The sequence below is a fragment of the Orrella daihaiensis genome (genome assembly GCF_022811525.1).
GTDB lineage: Bacteria > Pseudomonadota > Gammaproteobacteria > Burkholderiales > Burkholderiaceae_B > Algicoccus > Algicoccus daihaiensis.
The window spans coordinates 2457459-2476972 of record NZ_CP063982.1; the positions used below are offsets into that span (position 1 = coordinate 2457459).

The following is a 19514-nucleotide window of genomic DNA, read 5'->3' on the forward strand; positions in this document are numbered from 1 at the left end:
CCTAGCTCCTGGTCGCAACGACAATGACACGCAAGCCCTCAGGCGCTTGTGGCCAGTAGAAAGCTATTTCGCCACCTTGCTCGATTTGCTCCCAGCCCTCGCTCATCTGCTCAATGCGGAAATATCTGGCGTCCGAACGCCTGGGCAGTCCTTGTGGCGGTCCCGGAAGCTCCATCAAATCCAAGCCCGGCAAAGCGTGGTCGATCAGGTCGGACATAACAGCGCTGGCAGCCAGACGAGCCACGCCGAGCAGGTCTCGCACATCGACGTCCTTCATGCCTTCAGACTGCAAGATCAGATAAAAGCGATGTCGGCTGCCTAAGTAGTCTGACGGGATCGTTCCGGTATAGACATCACCCTGCAGCGACAGTGCGACATGAAACTCAGGACCCACCGCAATTTCAGCGAGCAGCTGCGAGATGATTTCGCGCGCTTTGACAAAACACACACCTAGGGATTCATGGTCGTATGCAGGCAATCCATCATCACGGTCCAACAAGCGTCCATACACATCAAACCGGTGTGAGAAGGTGCTCAGTTCACCAACACACTGGCGCAATTGGCCGTAGACATGCCAGGGGTGTATGGCGCGGACCTCAAGCAGATGAGTCAATGCCGGCACATGACGGTTCAGAACTTGCACAGCCTGCATCATCATAAGGAAATTGGCGTCAAGATCCTCAGCGTTCACCCCCCTGGGGCTTTTGTATTCTTCGAGTTGACGCAACCGGCCAAGCATGTCGTCACGGATATCCTTGACAACGTTGCCAAGAAACGCTGATGAACTGAGACAAACCGCTGGTGGCACATGCTGGCTCGCCACTCTAACCTGATCACCTTCAAGCGTCAGGCGGGCAAGCGCCACCACATCATGGTCATCAAGCCCGGCAAGCTCACTCTCGAACACAAGCCTGGCAACATGCGTGATGGTGGGCACGAGCGCCTGACCCTCACCCGAATAAAGATCGCTAACTTCAGCAGGGTTTGACAGCGAGGCAAACCGGGTACGAACATCAGCCGCCTGCGGCATGGAATCAACCACCGTCACGTTGGCCTGACTGACTGAAAAACGCCGGATAGCGAGATACACGTTTAAGGGCAACTCCGGATCGGTCCAGATCTTATCGAATGATCTGGCCGCAATCACTAGGTTACCCGGGTATTCAAGGTAAGTCTGATCGGGCAAAATCAGCCGCAAGGCACGCACCTCTGCCATGCGATTGGCCAAGGCCGATTCAGCCATCTCCAAACGCTCGATACCCCAGGCAAACGGGTTGATCATGCGTACCAAAGGTTCACGAATAAAGCGCTGATGCATCTCCAACTGCTGGAAATGCTGCGGCTGCAAAAACAGCCCTTGATGCCAGTAGATACTCTGCTTGATGTTCATCTTTCCTAAGCCACGGAATGACTCAACGTCCCATTAACGGACCACTCAACCACGATGAACATTTACGTTCACGCTATTTGCCTAGCCTGATCAAAGATCCGGCGCGTTGCGCTGCCTGATTCATAACCTCAGGGGACAAATTGATCTGGAGGTTGTCATTGGTCAACGACACCTCTTCCTTAGGCTGCGGCGGCGCGTCTGCATCGTGGGTCAGGCTCTCAGCATTAACGATACGCTGAGATCCGAGGGCAAGACGCAACGCAAGCACAGAAGGCTCGGCTTTGTAATCTTTTGTAATGATTCCACTTGACTGCATATTCAACGGAATCCTGAAGTAGCGCGCTGACCGGGTCACGTCGAACTGGTAATAGCCGGCCACAATCCCGACAAACTTGGCGTCTTGCACCCTGTCAATCTCAAGCAGCAAACGCGCATCCGGACTGACCACATACCGGTCGAGTTGTAGCGCACCCGTTGGCAAGTTACCACTGGTTAATGCTTTCATCAGATCAGCCGGCTGTGTCAGCAGCTTGGGGAACGCCTTCTCATCGTCAAACTGCAACACACCGAGCACTAGCGTATGGGCACGGTTAGCGTAGAAGTTCAGATCCACATCACTGGCGAGTTCAATCATGATGCCGTTTTGTGCATAGGGCCACTTAACCTCGGCCTTGGCCTTGTCCTGTTTGTCTTCCTTGGACGGACCCGTCATGCCGCAGCCGGCTAGGCTAGCAGCCATCAACACCATCAAAACCACCAACACCAATCTGTTCAGTAGCGTACGCATGCAAGATCCGTCCGATAGCATTTCATATAGACTGTTCATTCAAAAATCCTCGCTGTATTATCGAGCGAATCTCAGCGATCGAGTCATGTTGCGAACCACTTGTAAACCAGCTAGCGATTTTTTCGAGCACTGTCAGTACAAAACACTGCTGGCGGGCCTGATATTTGCGAGCCCGATCGCTAGCGCTCAAATCGTCAGCGCCCCCGTACTGTCGGTCACCCAAGAAACGTTTAAGACGGTGACCCGGCCCCAGGTTTGCTGGCAGACCATCATCACCGCTCATGAAAAAGCAGTCCGACAAGAGCAAAGCACCCCCTGGATCGTTAAATACTGGCAACCGCTGCTTGGTGCTGCAATGGGTGGCGCGATTGGGTATCAATTCACGGCAAATTATGGACCGACGAGCCAAAAGTGGGTTTGGCCTACTGTTGCGGGCGGCGCCCTGATTGGTGGGGTTGCGGGTCCAGGTCCAACCGCTGGTGCCTATGGCCTGGGCACGCTTGCCCACGCCATCTGGCCAACCTCCCTGCCTCTGACTGTTGGATTCAGCATGGGCGGTGCGATTCTGGGCAAGATTCTCTGGGACATTGTGTTTCCGCCTAACAAAGACTTGCAGGCGCCGCAACCGGGTGAATTCATGCCCAACCAGACGTTTTATCTGGAGACGGCTTGCTCCAAGCCCGAGCGCATTGAGTATCGACAGGTGCCCTATCTGATTACCTACATACATGAAGGCAAAAAACAAACAGCCCGGGTCAAATACTACCCGGGTAAGCGCGTTGAGCTGACGGCAGCCGGTAGACCCTTTTACGAAGTGCCTGGGCCGAAGTAGGACAGACACGCTAGCCAAACATCACCTTCGCTTGACTTGGCTGCAACAACGACCCAAAGCAATTTCCCTTATTAGATTGCGCTTGGTCCATCTGTCGAATGGCGGGTTTGCCACCCACTTTGACTTTAAAGCTGCAGGTCATGAATTCACATTTACCCATAAATGACCCGGACACCACGCCACCGCCGGCCGTTCCAGCCTGATCACCGTTGCTCATCGAAATTTTGGAACCCTTGTTAATAGCTGGGCTGTTGGCAATCAACACCTTGATCACGGGCGGCGCGGCCATCATATTCATGGCGGTATTAGGATAAGGAATCGGCACGGGGCCAGCCGGCGTCGGGGTCTTGCAGACATCGGGCATACACATCACTTGCCCGGTTTGTATGGTGGCAGCAAACATCGCAATCTTCCTTAATCCTTAATCTCGAAATCGCTTAACCGATGTTGATGGACTTGCCATCAACCCGCACAAAACCCTCGGCGTTAACTGTTACATGCTCGGCATCAAGTTGGTGACTACCTTCAACGTAGACGCGAATCCGAGCGGCTTGGGTCTCGTCCAGACCCTCGACCTTACGCCAGCTTTCGCGCACTCGGGTAATCATCCTGCCCACCTGCTGGGTAAAGGTTTGGGTGACCGTCAAAATTCTTGTGGCAGTTGTCTCAATGGTATCGGACCAGCTCTGCATATGAAGAATGCGCGCGGTGGCTGCCACGGCATTGACATCGAGCCTGGCAGTGGTCATGCCCACCGAATCGCGCCCCTGAAGATTGATGTCGTCTGCAGCAACCGTCAGCTGACTGCCATGAGTAGACAGCGTGACCCCACCTGGCAGGCACACTGTTGAAACGTTACTCTCCTCACGCGCAAGGACATTTAGGATATAGCTGGTATCGCTATGCCCGGCATCGCACAGCAAAATCAAGTCGCCCACTTGTGGCTCGACCAGACAACCGACAGCACGACGAACCCGTTTAACTGACAGATCTTGTACAAAAAACCAGTCGTCTGCACGGCCCGATACGACCGTGGTAACTAGCGCTGCGGTGTTTGACGCAACAGGCAATTCATGTTGTTTAGGCAGATTCATTTTCTTTTATCCATTCATGTGTTTTGTTTTGAGCTTTGTCACTGAGTTTCCTTGGGTGCCGCCCACTCCTCAGCTTTTGCGCGAGGGATATCAAGCTTCGGGCTCTTGTCGAATTGGGCGCCATCCCACCGAGTATCTTGCTCATTTAACCCATGCAGAATGCTGACTTCAAACACTGCATTGGTGAAATTCGAACCTTGGACATCTGATCTAGATAAGTCACAAAACTTGAAATAAGCCTTCTCAAAATCACTGGCAGACGCCTCACAACGTTCCATGCCGCAAAAGACCCAGCGCGAACCGCCTGCCTTGACACGATTTAGCTTGGCCATCGGAAAGTCACAGTTGTCGAAACTAGCACCTTGCAGGTTCGCACCGGAGAGGTCCGCGAGTGAGAACATGACTTTTTCACACTGGGCGTCTGCGAAATTTGCATTGTTCAGTTTCGCCTCCCCAAAAATCACAGACGTCAGCGGCGCCTTGGAGAAATCAGCACCGGTCAAGTCAGCTTCCGAGAACACCGTCGTATTGAATTGGCACCCGGGAAACCGCTGACCCATCAGCTGAGCCTGGCTCAGAATCGTCTGCTCCATCAGGGTGCCCTGGAACACCGTAGTGCTCAAGTCAGATTGTTGAAAAATCGCCCGGCTGATGACTGCCTTGGTGAAGTCAACTTCTTTAAAGCTGCTGTTGACCGCCTTGAGAAACTCCAGATTCGCAGCCGCCAGTTTTGTCTGATCCATCACACACGTATCAAGCACTGTCATGCTCCAGTCCGACTGGACTGCTTGCATATTGGTGAGCTCACAATCCTTGAACTTAGCCGCCGTCCAGTTGGCGCCCTCCATGGTTGCCGAGGCCAGCTTGCACATCACCAGATTAGCCGAGGTGAAATTGACCTGTGCAAGGCTGGATTGCGAAAGGTCACACGACTCTAGATCCGCATTAGAAAAATCGCAGCCAGCCAGATTTGCCTGACTCAAATTGACCTTGCGCAACCGCAAACCGACAAATGAAGCGCCAGACAAATCAGCCTCGGCCAGATTATGGTTCTCGATCACACCGTCAACAATTAAATCTGCCAAATTCACCATGAGATTTCCTTCACTTGATGTCATAGCTGGGTCTGTCCCAGACGTTCAGCCAAGATGGTTCGTTCAATGTAGGAGCCGTCTAAGTTGACATTGTCAAACTCCACATCCAAAAAATTAACGCCGTAAAGATTGGCCGACTGCATGGCCACTGAGGTCAGTCGGGCACCTGAGAACGAGCCTTCCATGAAATTGCTCATTGACAAGTTTGACTGATCGATGGTGGCACGATCGAACCGAACGCCCTTGGCGACAGCGCGACGCATTGAAGTCTGCGACATCCCGCAGCCAGTTAGATCGAGAGCATCACCCGTGATGCGATCCAGATTCGCCCCCGACAGATTCACACCCTGCCAACTGGCTCGGTCCATGTTGGCATCCCTGAAATCCGCATACGTTGCGGTAGTGCCCTCGCTAGCAGCGCTATCGGTCAAATCTGCGCCAGTCAAACGCGCTTTGTGCAATTTGGCGACTTGAAAGTTCGCCTTGATGCATGTCGCTTTTGATAGATCAGCTTCCGACAAGTCAGCCCCGGAGAATACAGCCTCCACCAATTTCGCACCCGCCAGGTTGGTGCGTGTCATGACTGCACCCGTGAAGTCGGTCTGCATCGCCGTGGCTGCTGAAAGGTTGGCGTTTCGCAAACTTGAACTCGCGAGGGTTGCCATCGATAAATCAGCTCCCTCCAGCACAGCGTCAGTAAACGAACATGAGGACAAGTCAGCGCGGAAAGCGTTGATACCATTTAAAGTTGCCGCATCGAAATTCGCTTTGTTCAGGCTCGCCAGCGTAAAACTCGCCGCCCCCAGGTCAGCGCCTGTAAACATGGCCGCCACTAGAACGGATCGATCGAATTTTGCGTTTCTTAACGTTGCACCCACAAAACATGCGCCAGACAGCATCGACCCTGAAAAATCCATGTCGCTCAAATCAAGACCCGAGAGATCAGCATCGGCAAGGCTCAAGTCGCGGCAGTTCTGACCGTGGCTCTTGCGCCGAATAACCTCAAGCCGGCCCCGCTGGGCATCCTGACCCTTGGACGGATCAGACGGATTTAGTTCGTCCTTTAGGCTTTCATCATCGAGCATGGCCACCACGGCCTGCACCTCTTCAAAGAACTTCTCGACGCTGCCACTGGACTGCTCGATGGCCAATGCAAACGCACGCGTCTGGGGGTTTTGTCGGAGAGACTGCAGTACTTGCGCATCACTCATGCCAGCCGCCTTCATTCGAGCGGAGAAAGTTTGTCGCTCTTGGGTAAATTGCTGCATGAGCTCATCAAGACGCTGGCTTTCTTCAAGCTCGGTCGAAGGTTTGGGCGGTGGGCGACGAACTACGGGTCCCAAGGCCGACCTGATCACGGGCTTGTACATATTGACGTAGTCGATCGCCGCACGTGCGGGTTCAGACAGTGGCTCGGTTGCAGCACACAAACCAACGACTTCGCGGGCATCGGGTGTGGAGACCTGTATTACAGTCCGGTAGAGGGCAACGCCTGTAAGCTGGTCTGGCATCAAATAAACCGTTTCCAGACGGGTCTGAACTTCGGCTAATTCAACGTCCGTCTCAGACACGGCGACCACGGGAAACACCCTCACGCGCAGCGCAGGCAATTGCGCCTGCAGGACGCTGTGCTTGGGATGCATGTTTTGCAGGACAACTGTCTCGCCACCCTGCCAGAACCCTTCTGCCAGACGCTGATCGGGCGGAGCAACCTGAAAATAGGTGAAGTCAGTGTCCAGAGGAAGATGCGGCCAACGGGTTTTAGTCCACTGGTCATCAAACTTGCCAAGATATTGGGCACGCTGCGGCATGTCCGGGTAGTACTGCCAGAATCCGGCTACGCCTGGTCGACTCGTGGCCGAGGTCATGAGAGCATCAGGCAGCTCCACATTAGGCAAAGGCTGGCGCAGTGAACCGTCCTTTTCTTTGATCGCGACTGCGCCTTTGCCGTATGGGTTGCCGTCAAAGCCCTCGCCGCCAAGTGCCGTTGCCGGGGCTATCGGCATCCGTTCAAACGGCAGTGGATCTGAAATACCGCCTAGCGCATTGAAAAACCGATCACCAAACACCGCGAGCCGCTTACTCAAAGAACCGACCGTCACCTGAGCAGATACAGGTTGGGTTTTCCCAACTGACGCAGGATAGGCCGCACCAAAGACGACATACTCGCCGCGCAGTTTGGGCCAACCCTCATCAAACACCGAGTAGCCCTCGACAGCAGGCTTAATCGCTTCCCATACAGGCGAAGTAACTTTTGGCCCTGGCTTGCCCTCATCGTGCAGGTAAAAAGGAACCATAAAAGCCACTGCGAGCGAATACCGATCCGGAGCCAAAGAGATAACACGGTAGGTAAACTCGGTGGTTTCGGGTTTTAACAAGCGCATTATTTTGCCCCAGCCTGAACCGAAGCCTCACCAATCTTGGTTTCGACTGTGCGAATCACACCCGCTATCTTTTCTTTGACAGTCGCCTCTAGCGACTCTTTCAACTCATCAAGCTTCTTTTTTGTTTCTAATTGAAGCGCTACAGCAGCGGCTTTCGCCTGGTCTGCAGCTATCGTCGAAATTTTAGCTACATCCGGAATCGGCACTGTTGGGGAGAGTATGGTGACCGCACCGCTGGCGATACTGACGCCCATTGAGTCAACCTTGACTTCGTTGCCAGCGCCAAAGCTCAATATCGCTCCCTTATTTGACAAATCCACTTTCGCGCTGGCGTTTAAACTCTCGAGCGTGGCCGTACCGTTAGCCAAAGCTAAAGAGGCGTTTGCGGCCGCTGCGGTCGACGAATGGATTTCCACGCTATTAGGCTTAAGCGTCATCTTGCTTCCGCCGCTAGTGGATTCATCCGCATAGATAAAAGCTTCACCGGGCTGAGTCGTCAAACCTGCGTTTGCCAATGTATTCCTGGTAGCCAGGGCGGTCAATGCTCCGGGCGTGAGTAAAAACGTAGCAGTCGAAGGCGAGACGCCACCGGTTGTGGTGGTAACGTTGACTTTATTGCTACTCACAGCGACGCCGTTAGAGTCCCCCGTGATGACGCTTGCACCATCAGTATTAAATCCGATGATTTCGTGACCGTGGTTCCTATTAAACGCACGCTGACTGCCATCGAAAGACAACTTAAAGGCTTGCGGAGACAGGGCCAAACCAGATGATCCAGCTGCAACAGCACCCCCAGTCTGAGTAGCGCTCACGCCAAGAAAACCGTACCCCTGATGGTTGATCGACATGGCAGACATTGGATTAAGGTCGCTTTGCTTTTTAAGCAACCAATACAAGGCAACCGTCAGAATCACGGTCGCTAGTGATAGGACTTGGGCATTAACTGTCGTGATTGCGAAAAAGCCAGAGTTGCCGTCAATCTTGACCTCGTCTTTATGCTCTATTTTTGGAACCCAAAGCGTTTTTACGCCAATTGCAAAACCTGCAGCAGCGATAACCTGCGCGGCAACAATGGCCTTCAGCAAAAATTTCAGCTTTTTGAAAGCCGTCAAATCTGTGGATCCTGCTGTGACGCTGAACACGTGATCAAATACACCTCCTCCGTGCTCCGCCATCACGAAATGCCAGCCGCCAACCCATTGAATCTCGGCACCAAACTCAAGCTCAACCTTGGTGACCAATCCAACATCAGCGATTGCACCGATATTAAGTCTTGATTCCATGCCAATAACGGTCGTATTTTCAGACCCGATGACGTAATTCATCTCTTGGCCAAATACAAGCGAAATCTCAGTTCCGTGGTGCTCGGTGTAGCTCACACCTGTGTGATAAACGTGACTTCCCTCGCTCATTTTTTCTCCTATTTATCCATTCGATCGGCTATGAGCTCAGACACCAATCGCATCGGTAATCGAACCAGGGTCTGGCAAGTTTGGCATCTTGGGAGATGAAGCGTTTGCAGCCGAAGGGAATGCGCCCAGGGTGAAATAGGCTGAACCACTGGGCGAGTACAACGTAATGCCTCTACCCAACGTACTGTCATTCATGACGATCATGTTGCCTGAGGTGCTCTTGATACCGTTGTTTTGCGCGTTGTCATCCACCACCACGTTTTTATTTTCCGAGTTGGTGACCGCACCGAGGATGACCGGCTGATCAGGATCGCCCCCAGCAAAGCCAATCACAACTTCGGTTCCCTTAAGCAACGGAAAGTGCATCCCATGACCATCACCGGCATAAGGTGATGCCATTCTTAACCAGGTCGACCCCTTGTTAGCGCGCTTATCACTGAGGTCATATAACATCTGAACCTTGTACTGGCCGTACTCGTTAAGTTCTGCAGAACTACCCGATCCCTCGCTATCAACGATGCCACTCAAAAACCCAGCTACCGTCGGTCGTGGGGTTACTGGCTTGGCGCGAAACTGTTGGTTAGCACGTATCGCCCGAAACTTGGCCTGATAAGTCGTGCCCGTTTCACCGGCAGCATATTGCGTGGTTTGTCCCGAAAGAACAACACCTACCTGCGAGCCACGGTGCACGATCTCGGTCACTAAAAAGCGGCCATTGCAGTCTTTACGATAGTGACTTGAAAGTTCAATGAAGTAGCCCGACCGCATACCGACCGCCGGCGCCTCACCATGGAAGGTTTCCACCTCGCAGGCAAGTTGCTCGGCGCGCACTTTCGCGAGTCTGCTCGCTTCGGATTTTGCGCGTAAGTTGTCGCCAAAGTACATCACCTCGCCAGCGCGTCCACCTGAAACCGATTCGTCAGCCTTCAGATCGTCAGCCATCGCCGCCTTGCGGTAGTTGTAGTCCTGCACGATCACCTTCTTGGTGACTTGCTGGCGTTTCCACACAAACGACGTCACTGATTGGTCAAGCCTAGCTGTTTGAACGTTCTCCGGTGGCACGTATTTCAGCGAAAGGGTCTTGTCCGAGTGTGCCTCTTTGTAGTCAGTGATAACCACTTGCGCGCTGTCACTACCACCCAATCCAACGAGCGCCAACAGCCCAGGATCAGGCTCGTGATCGAAGTAGTAGTAAAGACCCTCTTTTTCCAACCATCGCGACATGAAGTCAAAGTGCGTCTCCTGGTACTGACAGACGAAACTGCGTTTGCGATAGTCAAATGGATTGCGAATTGCGATTTTGAAATCTGCGTTACTAAACTCACTGTCACGCAACAAATCAGCTATCAAATCAGGAATTGACTGTTCCTGTAAGTAAATCTCATTGATGCGGGTTAGCGTCAGACCCCAGAGTTTGGGTACGAGCACGACACGATAAAAGTAATAATCATCGACTTGACCAAGTTGCTCAGCTTCGCTAACGACACCGTGATACGGCGTGTACTGCGAGCCGGTTGCAGTACGCATGGCAAAAGTCGCTACATGGCTAGTCAAATCAACGAGATCCACATCGGCCGTGCTGGCAACTAGCGTGATGTCGAACCGAAACAGGCTCGAAATAGCCTCGCGCCCTTCGAATCTTACGACGTCAAACTGAGGTGCCCCCGGGGCTTGCGACTTAAAGGCAAACCGAGATTCCGCATTACGCCCTAAAAAAATATCCAACATGATCTAGTTCCTCCATGCCGCCAGTCTAGGCAAGCCTGTTACATCTTTCTACGATCGCGGATCGACTAATCACGACCAAACCCGACATTCATGCCGCGAGCGCTAACGGCTCGCGTAACCGCAACTCAAATGAGGTGCTCACACTTTCCTCATCCAGACCACTGACGAGCCACGTGTCAGCGCCCAAGCTCGACCATTCGATGCCAACAACGCGCGCTGGTGCAGCCTCACCTGCTTTGAGCCTGAGCCCAACCCGCACAGGCAATGGTTCAATCAGGTAGTAGTCCACCAAAAATCGGAAGCGCTCATGCCCCGTTCCACCAGGCAACAATTCGCGGTAGCTTTGAATCGAGAGATTGGTTAGTTCAATCGAGATACCATCTAGCGTTCGGCAACGAGCACCCAAATGCGCGTTGTCACCTAGCGTGCAAGCCTCGCGACCAAGACTGAATCTTTGCTCGGGTGCGATCGCTACCCAGGCCACCTGCAACTGCCGGACTTCTACCTGAGCGTTTGGCAATGACGCTTTGAGCACCGCCTTCAGACCCTCGGCCGTGCGGGTCTGCTGGTTATACAAGGCCCCACAGTAAAGAAGGGACCCAACGCCAGGCTGGGAAAACTTCGAATGGGGCTGCTCAATGCCGACAAAGGCATAGAGGATCTCAAGCATGCGCGTATCACCATATTCGATAACGCGCAAAGCTGGCCTAGACTTAAGCCAAGCCTCGAAAAACATGGGGTAAATCGATTGAGCAAAAACGTCGAGAAACTCGCGATTAACTGCATAGCCATCGGCTTGCTCATTAAGTAAGTCCTCTGTATAAAAGGTGGGCAACGGTGAATCAACACCATAGAGCCCCAGAAAATTGGCGGTAACCCGATACCGCTGGCGGCCGTGTTCCTCGATACCCTGCAGGTCTGTTTGCGGAAACCCCAGACCAAGGCGGGGCCTAACCCGGATGGCATCTTGTTCAGCAACGCCCTCTCGCTTGGCTAGCAAACGCAACAAGCGGTAAGCCTGGAAAAAGGAATACCGGTCGCCGCGGGCGAGTAGCCGTTTGGTCAGATCAGCGGCTTGGTGCCGAGCATCGCTGGCCATTTGAACTCCACCCCCGTGTTTCGATCTTTCATTTCAAAGCGGGTATATACATTGATGCTGGCATACGTCGCAAAAAACCGCGCCAGCACACAACCCCACAGATACATGGCGCCGACGGACGGCCAATTGGACTGATCGCACATTACGCTTACCACTTGACCTCGAATCACTGCTCCCCGATAAACGCGGGTCTCTGGCTGCGTCACGACACTCAATATGCCTTCGATCTGCCGATCATTAGCTAACCGGATCGTATGGTCGTTGGTACGGAAACTGTTATAGAGTCGCAAAAGCGACCTTGCGGTGTCAGTATTGCCAAGTGACATGAAATTCAGAGCCGTGTGACTGATGCAGGACCAGAGCAAATCCTCACCAATCGGCGCATCGACCGCCCCCTTGACTGACGTGATGTTGCGAAACGAGCAGCGCTCAGGTGATGTGTTGGTGGGCTCGCACACATCACCGAGCTTGAGTCGTTCAGGTAACCATCGATTGGTGCAAGTCAGCTCGATGGACAGTGTCTCTGGCCGGGGAACCTCATCAGGTTCGTAGGCTAAGGACAAATAAGTTTCGACCCAATCACCACTCATCGCAGGCTTGATACTGGCTCGATAGGTTCGCTCGCGCTTACTCGCGTCGAACTGCATCCAGGAAAACGGTATGTATGGCCGATGGTTGATATCGCCTTGACGCAAACCAATCACCGAATCAATCGAATAAATCTGATGATGCTGACGTGCCAACCCATCCGGCAGTACCAGGTAGTCCGGAATCTCATGGGTGACATTGACGGGCTCTGCGGATTGGCTGAACAAATTCACGGCTGGCACAACATTGATCATAAAACTGCTAGCAGCAAGCTCTGGCAGCGCGTGCGCAGACTTGCGAATGGTTACTTCGAGCGCGAAATCTGGTCCGCTTAACTTCTGTGCGACATCTGATAACCCACAGAACTCGACATAGAGAAATTTCTCCGGGAAAAACAACAACTCCCGAATCAACCCGAATCCGGGCATGCCATTGTCTGGCTGGGGCACAAGTGCCTCATCAAAACCGGGAAATGCCAAGCCCTGATTGAGACGAATCCGGCCAGCCTGTCGATCAACGAGCTCGATGCGCTCGCCGTAGTACTGCAAAAACATCAGGAGGTTGGCAGCGACTTCAGGGTTATCCCCAAGAAAAAAACGCAGCCTGTCAGGGACCTGGATCCCTTGTGTGCCTTGAACAGCCGAGACCTCGAGTCTTAAAAAACGCTCGCCACTGTCTGTCACTCGCCACTGGACACTGCGCAGCGACACTTGGTCAATCTGAAGGTCGACTGTCGTCGCAAAACGGCAACTCACCCCATCAACTGGTCTAGCCGCAAGCTCTGTACCCGCGGGAATGAGTGCCGCCTCTTTTAGCGATGCCTTGGGCTCAAACACCATCATCGTGGCCGCAGGCACAGGCCGCAAAATCTGTGGCATCAGAATGCTGGTAAGCTCTTGCGCGATCTCTGGGAACTCGTCCTGCAATTTCTGGCGAGTATGACCATTCAAAAAAGCAACGCCCTCAAGCAACCGCTCGATATCCGGGTCGACCGCCGGCGTGCCAAGCATCGGTGCAATCGCCGGATTGTCGCGCGCGAACTCCTGCGAGTAATGCCGCAACCGGCGCAACTCATCGGAATAAAAAGCTTTGTAGTCGGTGGCCATGGCACACAGGTAAGCAGGCAGAGTCTAGAGAAGATACCGGAGAATCATTGCTACGGCTGTGCGATTTATTACATCGCATTACATTGCGCGACAGTTGGCGATTTAGACGAACCACAAACGTTGGCGTCTGCCACAATCACCTCAGACTGAAATACCAACGATTAAGCCCAGATCGACGTTTTTGTATTCGCCACGCGTTGTAGATGGCACCTGTCGATTCAGTGGTCTGCTCTACAACACAAGGAGAATGGTATGGCTGGTGAAGGATCCGTCGCCCCGAAAGAAAGGGTCAATATTACGTATAAACCTGCCACGGGCGACGCTCAGGCCGAGGTTGAACTTCCATTGAAGCTTCTGGTGCTTGGTGATTTCACCCAAAAGCAAGATGATCGTCCTATCGAGGAGCGCAAGCCCATCAACATCGACAAGGACAACTACAACGATGTGCTTAAAGCGCAGAACCTGTCTCTGGATCTTGCGGTGCCAAATAAGCTTGAGCCCAACTCTGAAGACAACCTGGCGGTGAGCCTTAAGTTCGAGTCCCTCCGGGACTTCGAGCCCGATGCAATTGTCGAGAAGGTGCCGGAACTCAAAGAAATCATCGAACTGCGCAATGCCCTGAAAGCACTGAAGGGGCCGCTAGGCAACGTGCCGGACTTCCGCAAAAAGCTGCAAGCACTCATCTCAGACGAGGGCACGCGCGCCAAACTGCTTGCCGAACTCGGCATCGATCAGAAATAAAACGGGGTAGTTCAAATGAGTGAAGAAGCCAAGAAAGAAGAATCAGGTGGCGCAGCAGCCAGTGGATCGCTGCTTGACGAACTCTTGATGACCAGCAAGGTGCGCCCGGGTGGTGAGTCTTATGACATTACCAAGCAGGGTATTCAGACGTTCATTTCGTCATTGCTTGAGCCAGGACGCATCACTGACCGAGTGACCGCAGGCTTAGCCGATGAAATGATTGCCGAGCTGGATAAAAAGCTTTGCCGTCAGGTGGACGAAATTCTGCACAACCCGGATTTCCAGCGTTTGGAGTCGTCCTGGCGTTCGCTGAAGTTTTTGGTTGACCGCACCAATTTCCGTGAGAACATCAAGATCGAGGTCATGAACGCCAGTAAGGAAGACTTGCTAAGCGACTTCGAAGACTCCCCGGAAATCACCAAGTCTGGCCTCTATCGTAATTGCTACACCGCTGAGTACGGGCAGTTCGGCGGCCAACCTTACGGCGCCATCGTGGCCAACTACGAGTTTGGTCCAGGCGCATCCGACATCAAACTGCTACAAAACTGCGCTGCTGTTTCCGCCATGTCGCATGCACCATTTATCGCTGCTGCAGGTGCTGAATTCTTTGGGTTAGATGACTTTACGAAGTTGCCTGATCTTAAAGATCTGTCATCAATTTTTGAGAGTCCGCAGTACACGAAGTGGCAGGGTTTCCGCGAAAGCGACGATTCTCGTAATGTTGGCTTGGTTGTACCGCACTTCCTGTTGCGCACTCCTTATGGTCAGAACACCACGCCTTCGAAGAAGTTCAACTACGAAGAGAACGTCGCTGACGGTCACAACAAATTCCTATGGGGTAACGCAGCCTTTGCATTTGCCTCGCGCCTGACGCAAAGCTTTGCTGACTACCGCTGGTGCGCCAACATTATTGGCCCGCAGGGCGGCGGCACGGTGGGTGACCTACCGATCTATAACTATGAAGCCATGGGCGAGATCCAGACCAAGATCCCGACCGAAATGCTGATTTCCGAGCGCCGCGAGTTCGAATTGGCCGAGCAAGGTTTTATTTCACTGGCCATGCGTAAGAACAGTGACAACGCTGCGTTCTTCTCGGCCAATTCCTGCCAAAAGCCCAAGTTCTTTGGCAACACCAAAGAAGGCAAGGAGGCTGAGACCAACTTCAAGCTTGGTACACAGCTGCCCTACATTTTCGTGGTCAGTCGCTTGGCGCACTACATTAAAGTGCTACAGCGCGAGAACATCGGTACCTGGAAGGAGCGCGCTGATCTAGAGGGCGAACTCAATAACTGGATCCGTCAGTACGTGGCAGACATGGATGCTCCGGGGCCCGAGGTTCGTAGCCGCCGCCCGTTGCGCAGCGCCCAGATCGAAGTACACGATGTCGAAGGCGATCCGGGCTGGTACCGCGTTTCCATGCGTGTGCGTCCACACTTCAAGTACATGGGTGCGTCATTCACGCTCTCACTCGTGGGCAAGCTCGACAAAAGTTAATCACTAGCGGCTAATTGACAACCAAAAAACCGAATACCTCTTCAGGAGCAATACAAATGCCAATGCCAGGATATCTCTCAGTGACCGGTCAGACCCAGGGCAATATCGAGGGTGGCTGCACCATCGATGGCCACCAGGGCAAGATTCTTGTCCAAGCCGTTGATCACACCATTGAGATCCCTAAGTCGATCCAGACCGGCCTGCCCACAGGAAAGCGAATCCATGGCCCAATGTCCATTACCAAGGTAATTGACAAGGCCTCGCCCAAACTCTTTCAGGCGCTGACATCGGGCGAGCAGTTAACCAACGCAAAGCTTGAGTACTACCGCATCTCGCCACAAGGCAAAGAAGAGTTGTATTACACCGTGGAAATCAAGAACGCGATCATTACATCGATGCGTAAATTCGTACCGAACTGCCTTGACCCAGACAACAAGCCCATCGAGCACATGGAAGAAGTGGCGTTTACGTATGAAACCATCATCGAGACCTTCACGCCTGATGGCATCGAAGCCCAGGACTCTTGGAACGCACCCAAGTCATAAGCTGAAACTGATCTAAAGGATGCGAGGGCGCAATGCCTAGCCTGCGTCTCTCGGAGCGACTGACCTATGCCGTCAACCCACGCTTAACCGCCGGGATGACGGCAGACAGCCTAGGTAAAAAGTCCATTGTTGACCATCTCACCCGACTGCTGAACACGCGCCAGGGTTCTGTGCCGATAGATCCGAACTACGGCATGTCGGACTTGAGCAACATCGCAGGTTCGTTTGCAATGGGCACCACGGAGTCCATCTGTGAGGAAGTCGCCATTCAGATTAGTCGCTATGAGTCCCGGGTCACCAATCCCCGAATCACGGTAAACAACAGCACGGACGAAAGAAACGTGATCGCACTCAGATTCGATGTCAGTGCCCGACTAGCAGATGCGCAGCGCAAGCCGACCGATGAAATGCTGTCGCTCCTGATGCGAATCGATGCTAGCGGCCGAGTGCACTTAACGCCGCGGCAAGATTTCTAAATGCCGAACGTAAAAAAGCGGTAATAACACACGTAGACAAAAACACAGAAAGCAAAGCAGGCGAATACTCACAGGATATGTCCTGAGCCATTTTAAAAAGGTGAACTCCATGCAAGTCGTCGAATTCAAAGGCCTCGTTGACCGACTGAACCCTGCGTGTCGCGACGCCCTGGAAAACGCTGCAGGCACGTGCCTCTCGCGTATGCACTACGAGATCACGGTCGAACACATGCTGGCCAAGTTACTTGAAGACCCCAGAGGTGATCTTCAGCTGGTTCTAAAGCAACTCGACATGGATCCGGGCAGACTGGCAAGGGCACTAGAGCAAACCCTTGAGGGCTTCAAGACCGGTAACAGCGGCCGGCCACAGTTCTCCGGGCTTCTACCTGAACTGTTTGCTGATGCGTGGTTGATTGCCTCAGTTGAGTTGTTCGAGCAGTCAATCCGGTCGGGTGCGCTGTTAGCGGCGTTTGTCGCGCGTGCCTCGTTTTACTCAGGCGGTGTTTACACCAATCTACTGAAGGACCTCGATAAAAACCGCGTGATGGATGCGCTCGCCGTGATTGCGAGTTCATCAACCGAAGCTGCGGCAACTTCGGCAGGTGGTGTGGGCGGTGCCGCTGCAGGACCCGCTAGCGGTTCGGCCATCGCACGGTTTTGTGAGGACTTCACCGCCAAGGCCAAAGCCGGCAAGATCGACCCGGTGTTTGGCCGTGACGCCGAGATCCGGCAGATGGTGGACATTCTGGCCAGACGCCGAAAAAACAACCCCATCTGTGTCGGTGACCCCGGCGTGGGCAAGACCGCTGTGGTTGAAGGTTTAGCCCTGCGTGTGGTCGAAGATGATGTACCTGAAGTCCTAAAGGGTGTGACTATTCTTGGCTTGGATATGGGAGCGCTGGAAGCTGGAGCCGGGGTTAAAGGTGAGTTTGAAAATCGCCTGCGCGGTGTGATCACGGAAATCAAGGCCTCGCCCACCCCAATCCTGCTTTTTATCGACGAAGCACACACGCTGATTGGCGCAGGTGGCTCAGCTGGCACCAATGATGCGGCTAACCTGTTGAAACCTGCGCTCGCACGTGGTGAGTTGCGCACAATTGCCGCAACGACCTGGAGCGAATACAAAAAGTATTTCGAAAAAGATCCTGCACTAGCGCGTCGCTTTGAACTCGTGAAGCTCGATGAGCCGAGCGTGAGCATGGCAGTTCAGATTCTGCGCGGCCTGAAAGACAAATATGAGGAAGTACACCGCGTCATCATTCGTGACGATGCCCTGCATGCGGCAGCTGAGCTCTCTGACCGTTACATAACCGGTCGCCAGTTACCAGACAAGGCAATCGATCTGCTTGACACGGCGTGCGCGCGGATCAAGGTCAATTTGTCATCAAAACCTGACTTCATCGAAGATCGCGAGCGTCGCCAGCAGATGCTCGACCGTGAAAAGCGCGGGCTTTTACGCGACAAAGACAATCGCATAGCTGTCGATGAAAAACGCCTGATTGAGATCGATACCGAAATCGCCAGCGTTGAAGAGGAACTCGAAAAGCTGCGCGCCGAGTTTGAAACTCAACTGCAAGCAGCCAATCACGTGCTCGATCAGCGTCTGGCGTTGGCTGCTGCACGTGCGCAAGCGAACATGGAGCTGGCTACTGAAACAGAGAAAGTCCTCGAAACAGCTGAAAAAGAGCTAGAAGTCCTGCAAGCCAACCAGAAAATGGTCTTTATCGATGTCTCACCAGACACCATCGCTAAAGTGGTTTCAGACCGCACTGGAGTACCGCTAGGCAAGATGATGCGCGATCAGGCAGCATCGGCACTAGTCATGGAAGATACGCTGAAGGAACGCATCAAGGGCCAAGACGATGCGATGCAAATGATCGCTGAAGTCATGAAGTCAGCTCGATCGGGGCTGCGTGACCCGGATCAACCCATGGGTATCTTCCTGCTTGTTGGCCCATCAGGCACAGGCAAAACCGAGACTGCTCTAACTGTCGCTGACGTGATGTTTGGCGGTGAACAATCCCTGGTATCGATCAACATGAGCGAGTTCCAGGAAAAACACACCGTTAGCCGTCTGGTGGGCTCGCCCCCCGGCTATGTTGGGTACGGTGAGGGTGGCGTCTTGACCGAAGCCGTGCGCCAGCGTCCCTACTCCGTCGTGTTGCTTGACGAAGTCGAGAAAGCCCACTTGGATGTGGTGAATCTGTTCTATCAGGTATTTGACAAGGGCGTTTTGTCTGACGGCGAAGGACGCGAGATCAACTTCAGAAACACCGTGATGTTCCTGACCTCCAACCTTGGCCTTGATGTCATCACCGAACTTTGCCAAGGCGAAGAAATGCCGAGCGCGGAGACCATTACTGCAGCGATTCGCCCGATCCTCTCGAACCACTTCAAGCCCGCATTGCTTGCGCGCATGACGATTATTCCGTTCCTGACGTTGCCTCAAGCGGTGCTACGCCAGATCGTGGACCTGAAACTGAAGAAAGTCGCCCAGCGTATGCTGCGCAACAACAAGATTGTGTTTGAGGTCACGCCGGCGGCCGCTGATGCAATCACGGCTCGCTGTACCGAAGTGGAAACTGGTGCACGCAATATCGACTTTATTTTGAAGGGAACGATTTTGCCGTTGCTATCGAATAGCTTGCTAGCCAGCGTGTCGGGGACCGATACGCCCGAACATGCCAAGCTCGATGTGGGTGAAGACGGTCAGTTCCAAGTGCAGTTCAGCTAAGGAAGCAATA

At 53.4% G+C, this 19514-nt stretch carries 16 protein-coding genes; 6 read left to right on the forward strand and 10 right to left on the reverse strand.

Features of this window, described 5'->3' with window-relative positions:
• Position 1 precedes the first annotated feature (1 nt).
• Both tssK and DHf2319_RS11325 read right to left on the reverse strand, forming a co-directional pair.
• On the reverse strand, positions 2–1390 hold the full coding sequence (gene tssK, locus DHf2319_RS11320) for a type VI secretion system baseplate subunit TssK (RefSeq protein ID WP_243478461.1): 1389 nt from the start codon (positions 1388–1390) through the stop codon (positions 2–4).
• A gap of 73 nt (positions 1391–1463) precedes the next feature.
• Positions 1464–2216, reverse strand: a complete 753-nt coding sequence (locus DHf2319_RS11325; RefSeq protein ID WP_243478462.1) for a type VI secretion lipoprotein TssJ — start codon at positions 2214–2216, stop codon at positions 1464–1466.
• Between the two features lie 46 nt (positions 2217–2262).
• On the opposite strand from DHf2319_RS11325, the gene DHf2319_RS11330 reads away from it, so the two are divergent.
• Positions 2263–3009 (forward strand): hypothetical protein, encoded by a 747-nt coding sequence (locus DHf2319_RS11330; RefSeq protein ID WP_243478463.1) that lies wholly within the window; start codon positions 2263–2265, stop codon positions 3007–3009.
• A gap of 10 nt (positions 3010–3019) precedes the next feature.
• Here DHf2319_RS11330 and DHf2319_RS11335 read toward each other — a convergent pair whose 3' ends face one another.
• From DHf2319_RS11335 to tssF, 8 genes are all read right to left on the reverse strand, one after another.
• A complete protein-coding gene (locus DHf2319_RS11335; RefSeq protein ID WP_243478464.1) occupies positions 3020–3412 on the reverse strand; it encodes a DUF4150 domain-containing protein in 393 nt (130 codons plus the stop codon).
• 34 nt (positions 3413–3446) lie between these two features.
• The gene (locus DHf2319_RS11340; RefSeq protein WP_243478465.1) at positions 3447–4103 is read right to left on the reverse strand and encodes a DUF3540 domain-containing protein; all 657 of its coding nucleotides are present in this window, start codon (positions 4101–4103) and stop codon (positions 3447–3449) included.
• A 38-nt stretch (positions 4104–4141) separates the two neighbouring features.
• Positions 4142–5197, reverse strand: a complete 1056-nt coding sequence (locus DHf2319_RS11345; protein WP_243478466.1) for a pentapeptide repeat-containing protein — start codon at positions 5195–5197, stop codon at positions 4142–4144.
• Positions 5198–5217: 20 nt separating this feature from the next.
• Positions 5218–7581 carry a DUF2169 family type VI secretion system accessory protein gene (locus DHf2319_RS11350; protein WP_243478467.1) on the reverse strand — a complete coding sequence of 788 codons (2364 nt, stop codon included), beginning with the start codon at positions 7579–7581 and terminating at the stop codon, positions 5218–5220.
• The gene (locus tag DHf2319_RS11355) at positions 7581–8993 is read right to left on the reverse strand and encodes a hypothetical protein (protein WP_243478468.1); all 1413 of its coding nucleotides are present in this window, start codon (positions 8991–8993) and stop codon (positions 7581–7583) included. Before DHf2319_RS11355 ends, DHf2319_RS11350 begins: the two co-directional genes overlap by 1 nt.
• Positions 8994–9029: 36 nt before the next feature.
• Positions 9030–10721, reverse strand: coding sequence for a type VI secretion system Vgr family protein (locus DHf2319_RS11360; RefSeq protein WP_243478469.1), 1692 nt, complete (start codon positions 10719–10721; stop codon positions 9030–9032).
• Positions 10722–10809: 88 nt separating this feature from the next.
• Entirely contained in the window at positions 10810–11820 is a 1011-nt protein-coding gene (gene tssG / locus DHf2319_RS11365) for a type VI secretion system baseplate subunit TssG (RefSeq protein ID WP_243478470.1), read from the reverse strand.
• Complete coding sequence (gene tssF / locus DHf2319_RS11370; RefSeq protein WP_243478471.1) at positions 11784–13514, reverse strand: type VI secretion system baseplate subunit TssF; 1731 nt, start codon at positions 13512–13514, stop codon at positions 11784–11786. The genes tssG and tssF overlap by 37 nt, the downstream gene beginning before the upstream one ends.
• A 252-nt stretch (positions 13515–13766) precedes the next feature.
• Here tssF and tssB point away from each other — a divergent pair, with 252 nt between their 5' ends.
• From tssB to tssH, 5 genes are all read left to right on the forward strand, one after another.
• On the forward strand, positions 13767–14255 hold the full coding sequence (tssB, locus tag DHf2319_RS11375; protein WP_243478472.1) for a type VI secretion system contractile sheath small subunit: 489 nt from the start codon (positions 13767–13769) through the stop codon (positions 14253–14255).
• Between the two features lie 15 nt (positions 14256–14270).
• Entirely contained in the window at positions 14271–15749 is a 1479-nt protein-coding gene (gene tssC, locus DHf2319_RS11380) for a type VI secretion system contractile sheath large subunit (protein ID WP_243478473.1), read from the forward strand.
• Positions 15750–15805: 56 nt separating this feature from the next.
• The gene (locus DHf2319_RS11385; protein WP_243478474.1) at positions 15806–16294 is read left to right on the forward strand and encodes an Hcp family type VI secretion system effector; all 489 of its coding nucleotides are present in this window, start codon (positions 15806–15808) and stop codon (positions 16292–16294) included.
• Positions 16295–16326: 32 nt separating this feature from the next.
• The gene (gene tssE / locus DHf2319_RS11390) at positions 16327–16770 is read left to right on the forward strand and encodes a type VI secretion system baseplate subunit TssE (protein ID WP_243478475.1); all 444 of its coding nucleotides are present in this window, start codon (positions 16327–16329) and stop codon (positions 16768–16770) included.
• A gap of 109 nt (positions 16771–16879) precedes the next feature.
• Positions 16880–19504: a type VI secretion system ATPase TssH gene (gene tssH / locus DHf2319_RS11395; RefSeq protein WP_243478476.1), complete on the forward strand. Its 2625-nt coding sequence runs from the start codon at positions 16880–16882 to the stop codon at positions 19502–19504.
• Positions 19505–19514: the final 10 nt, after the last annotated feature.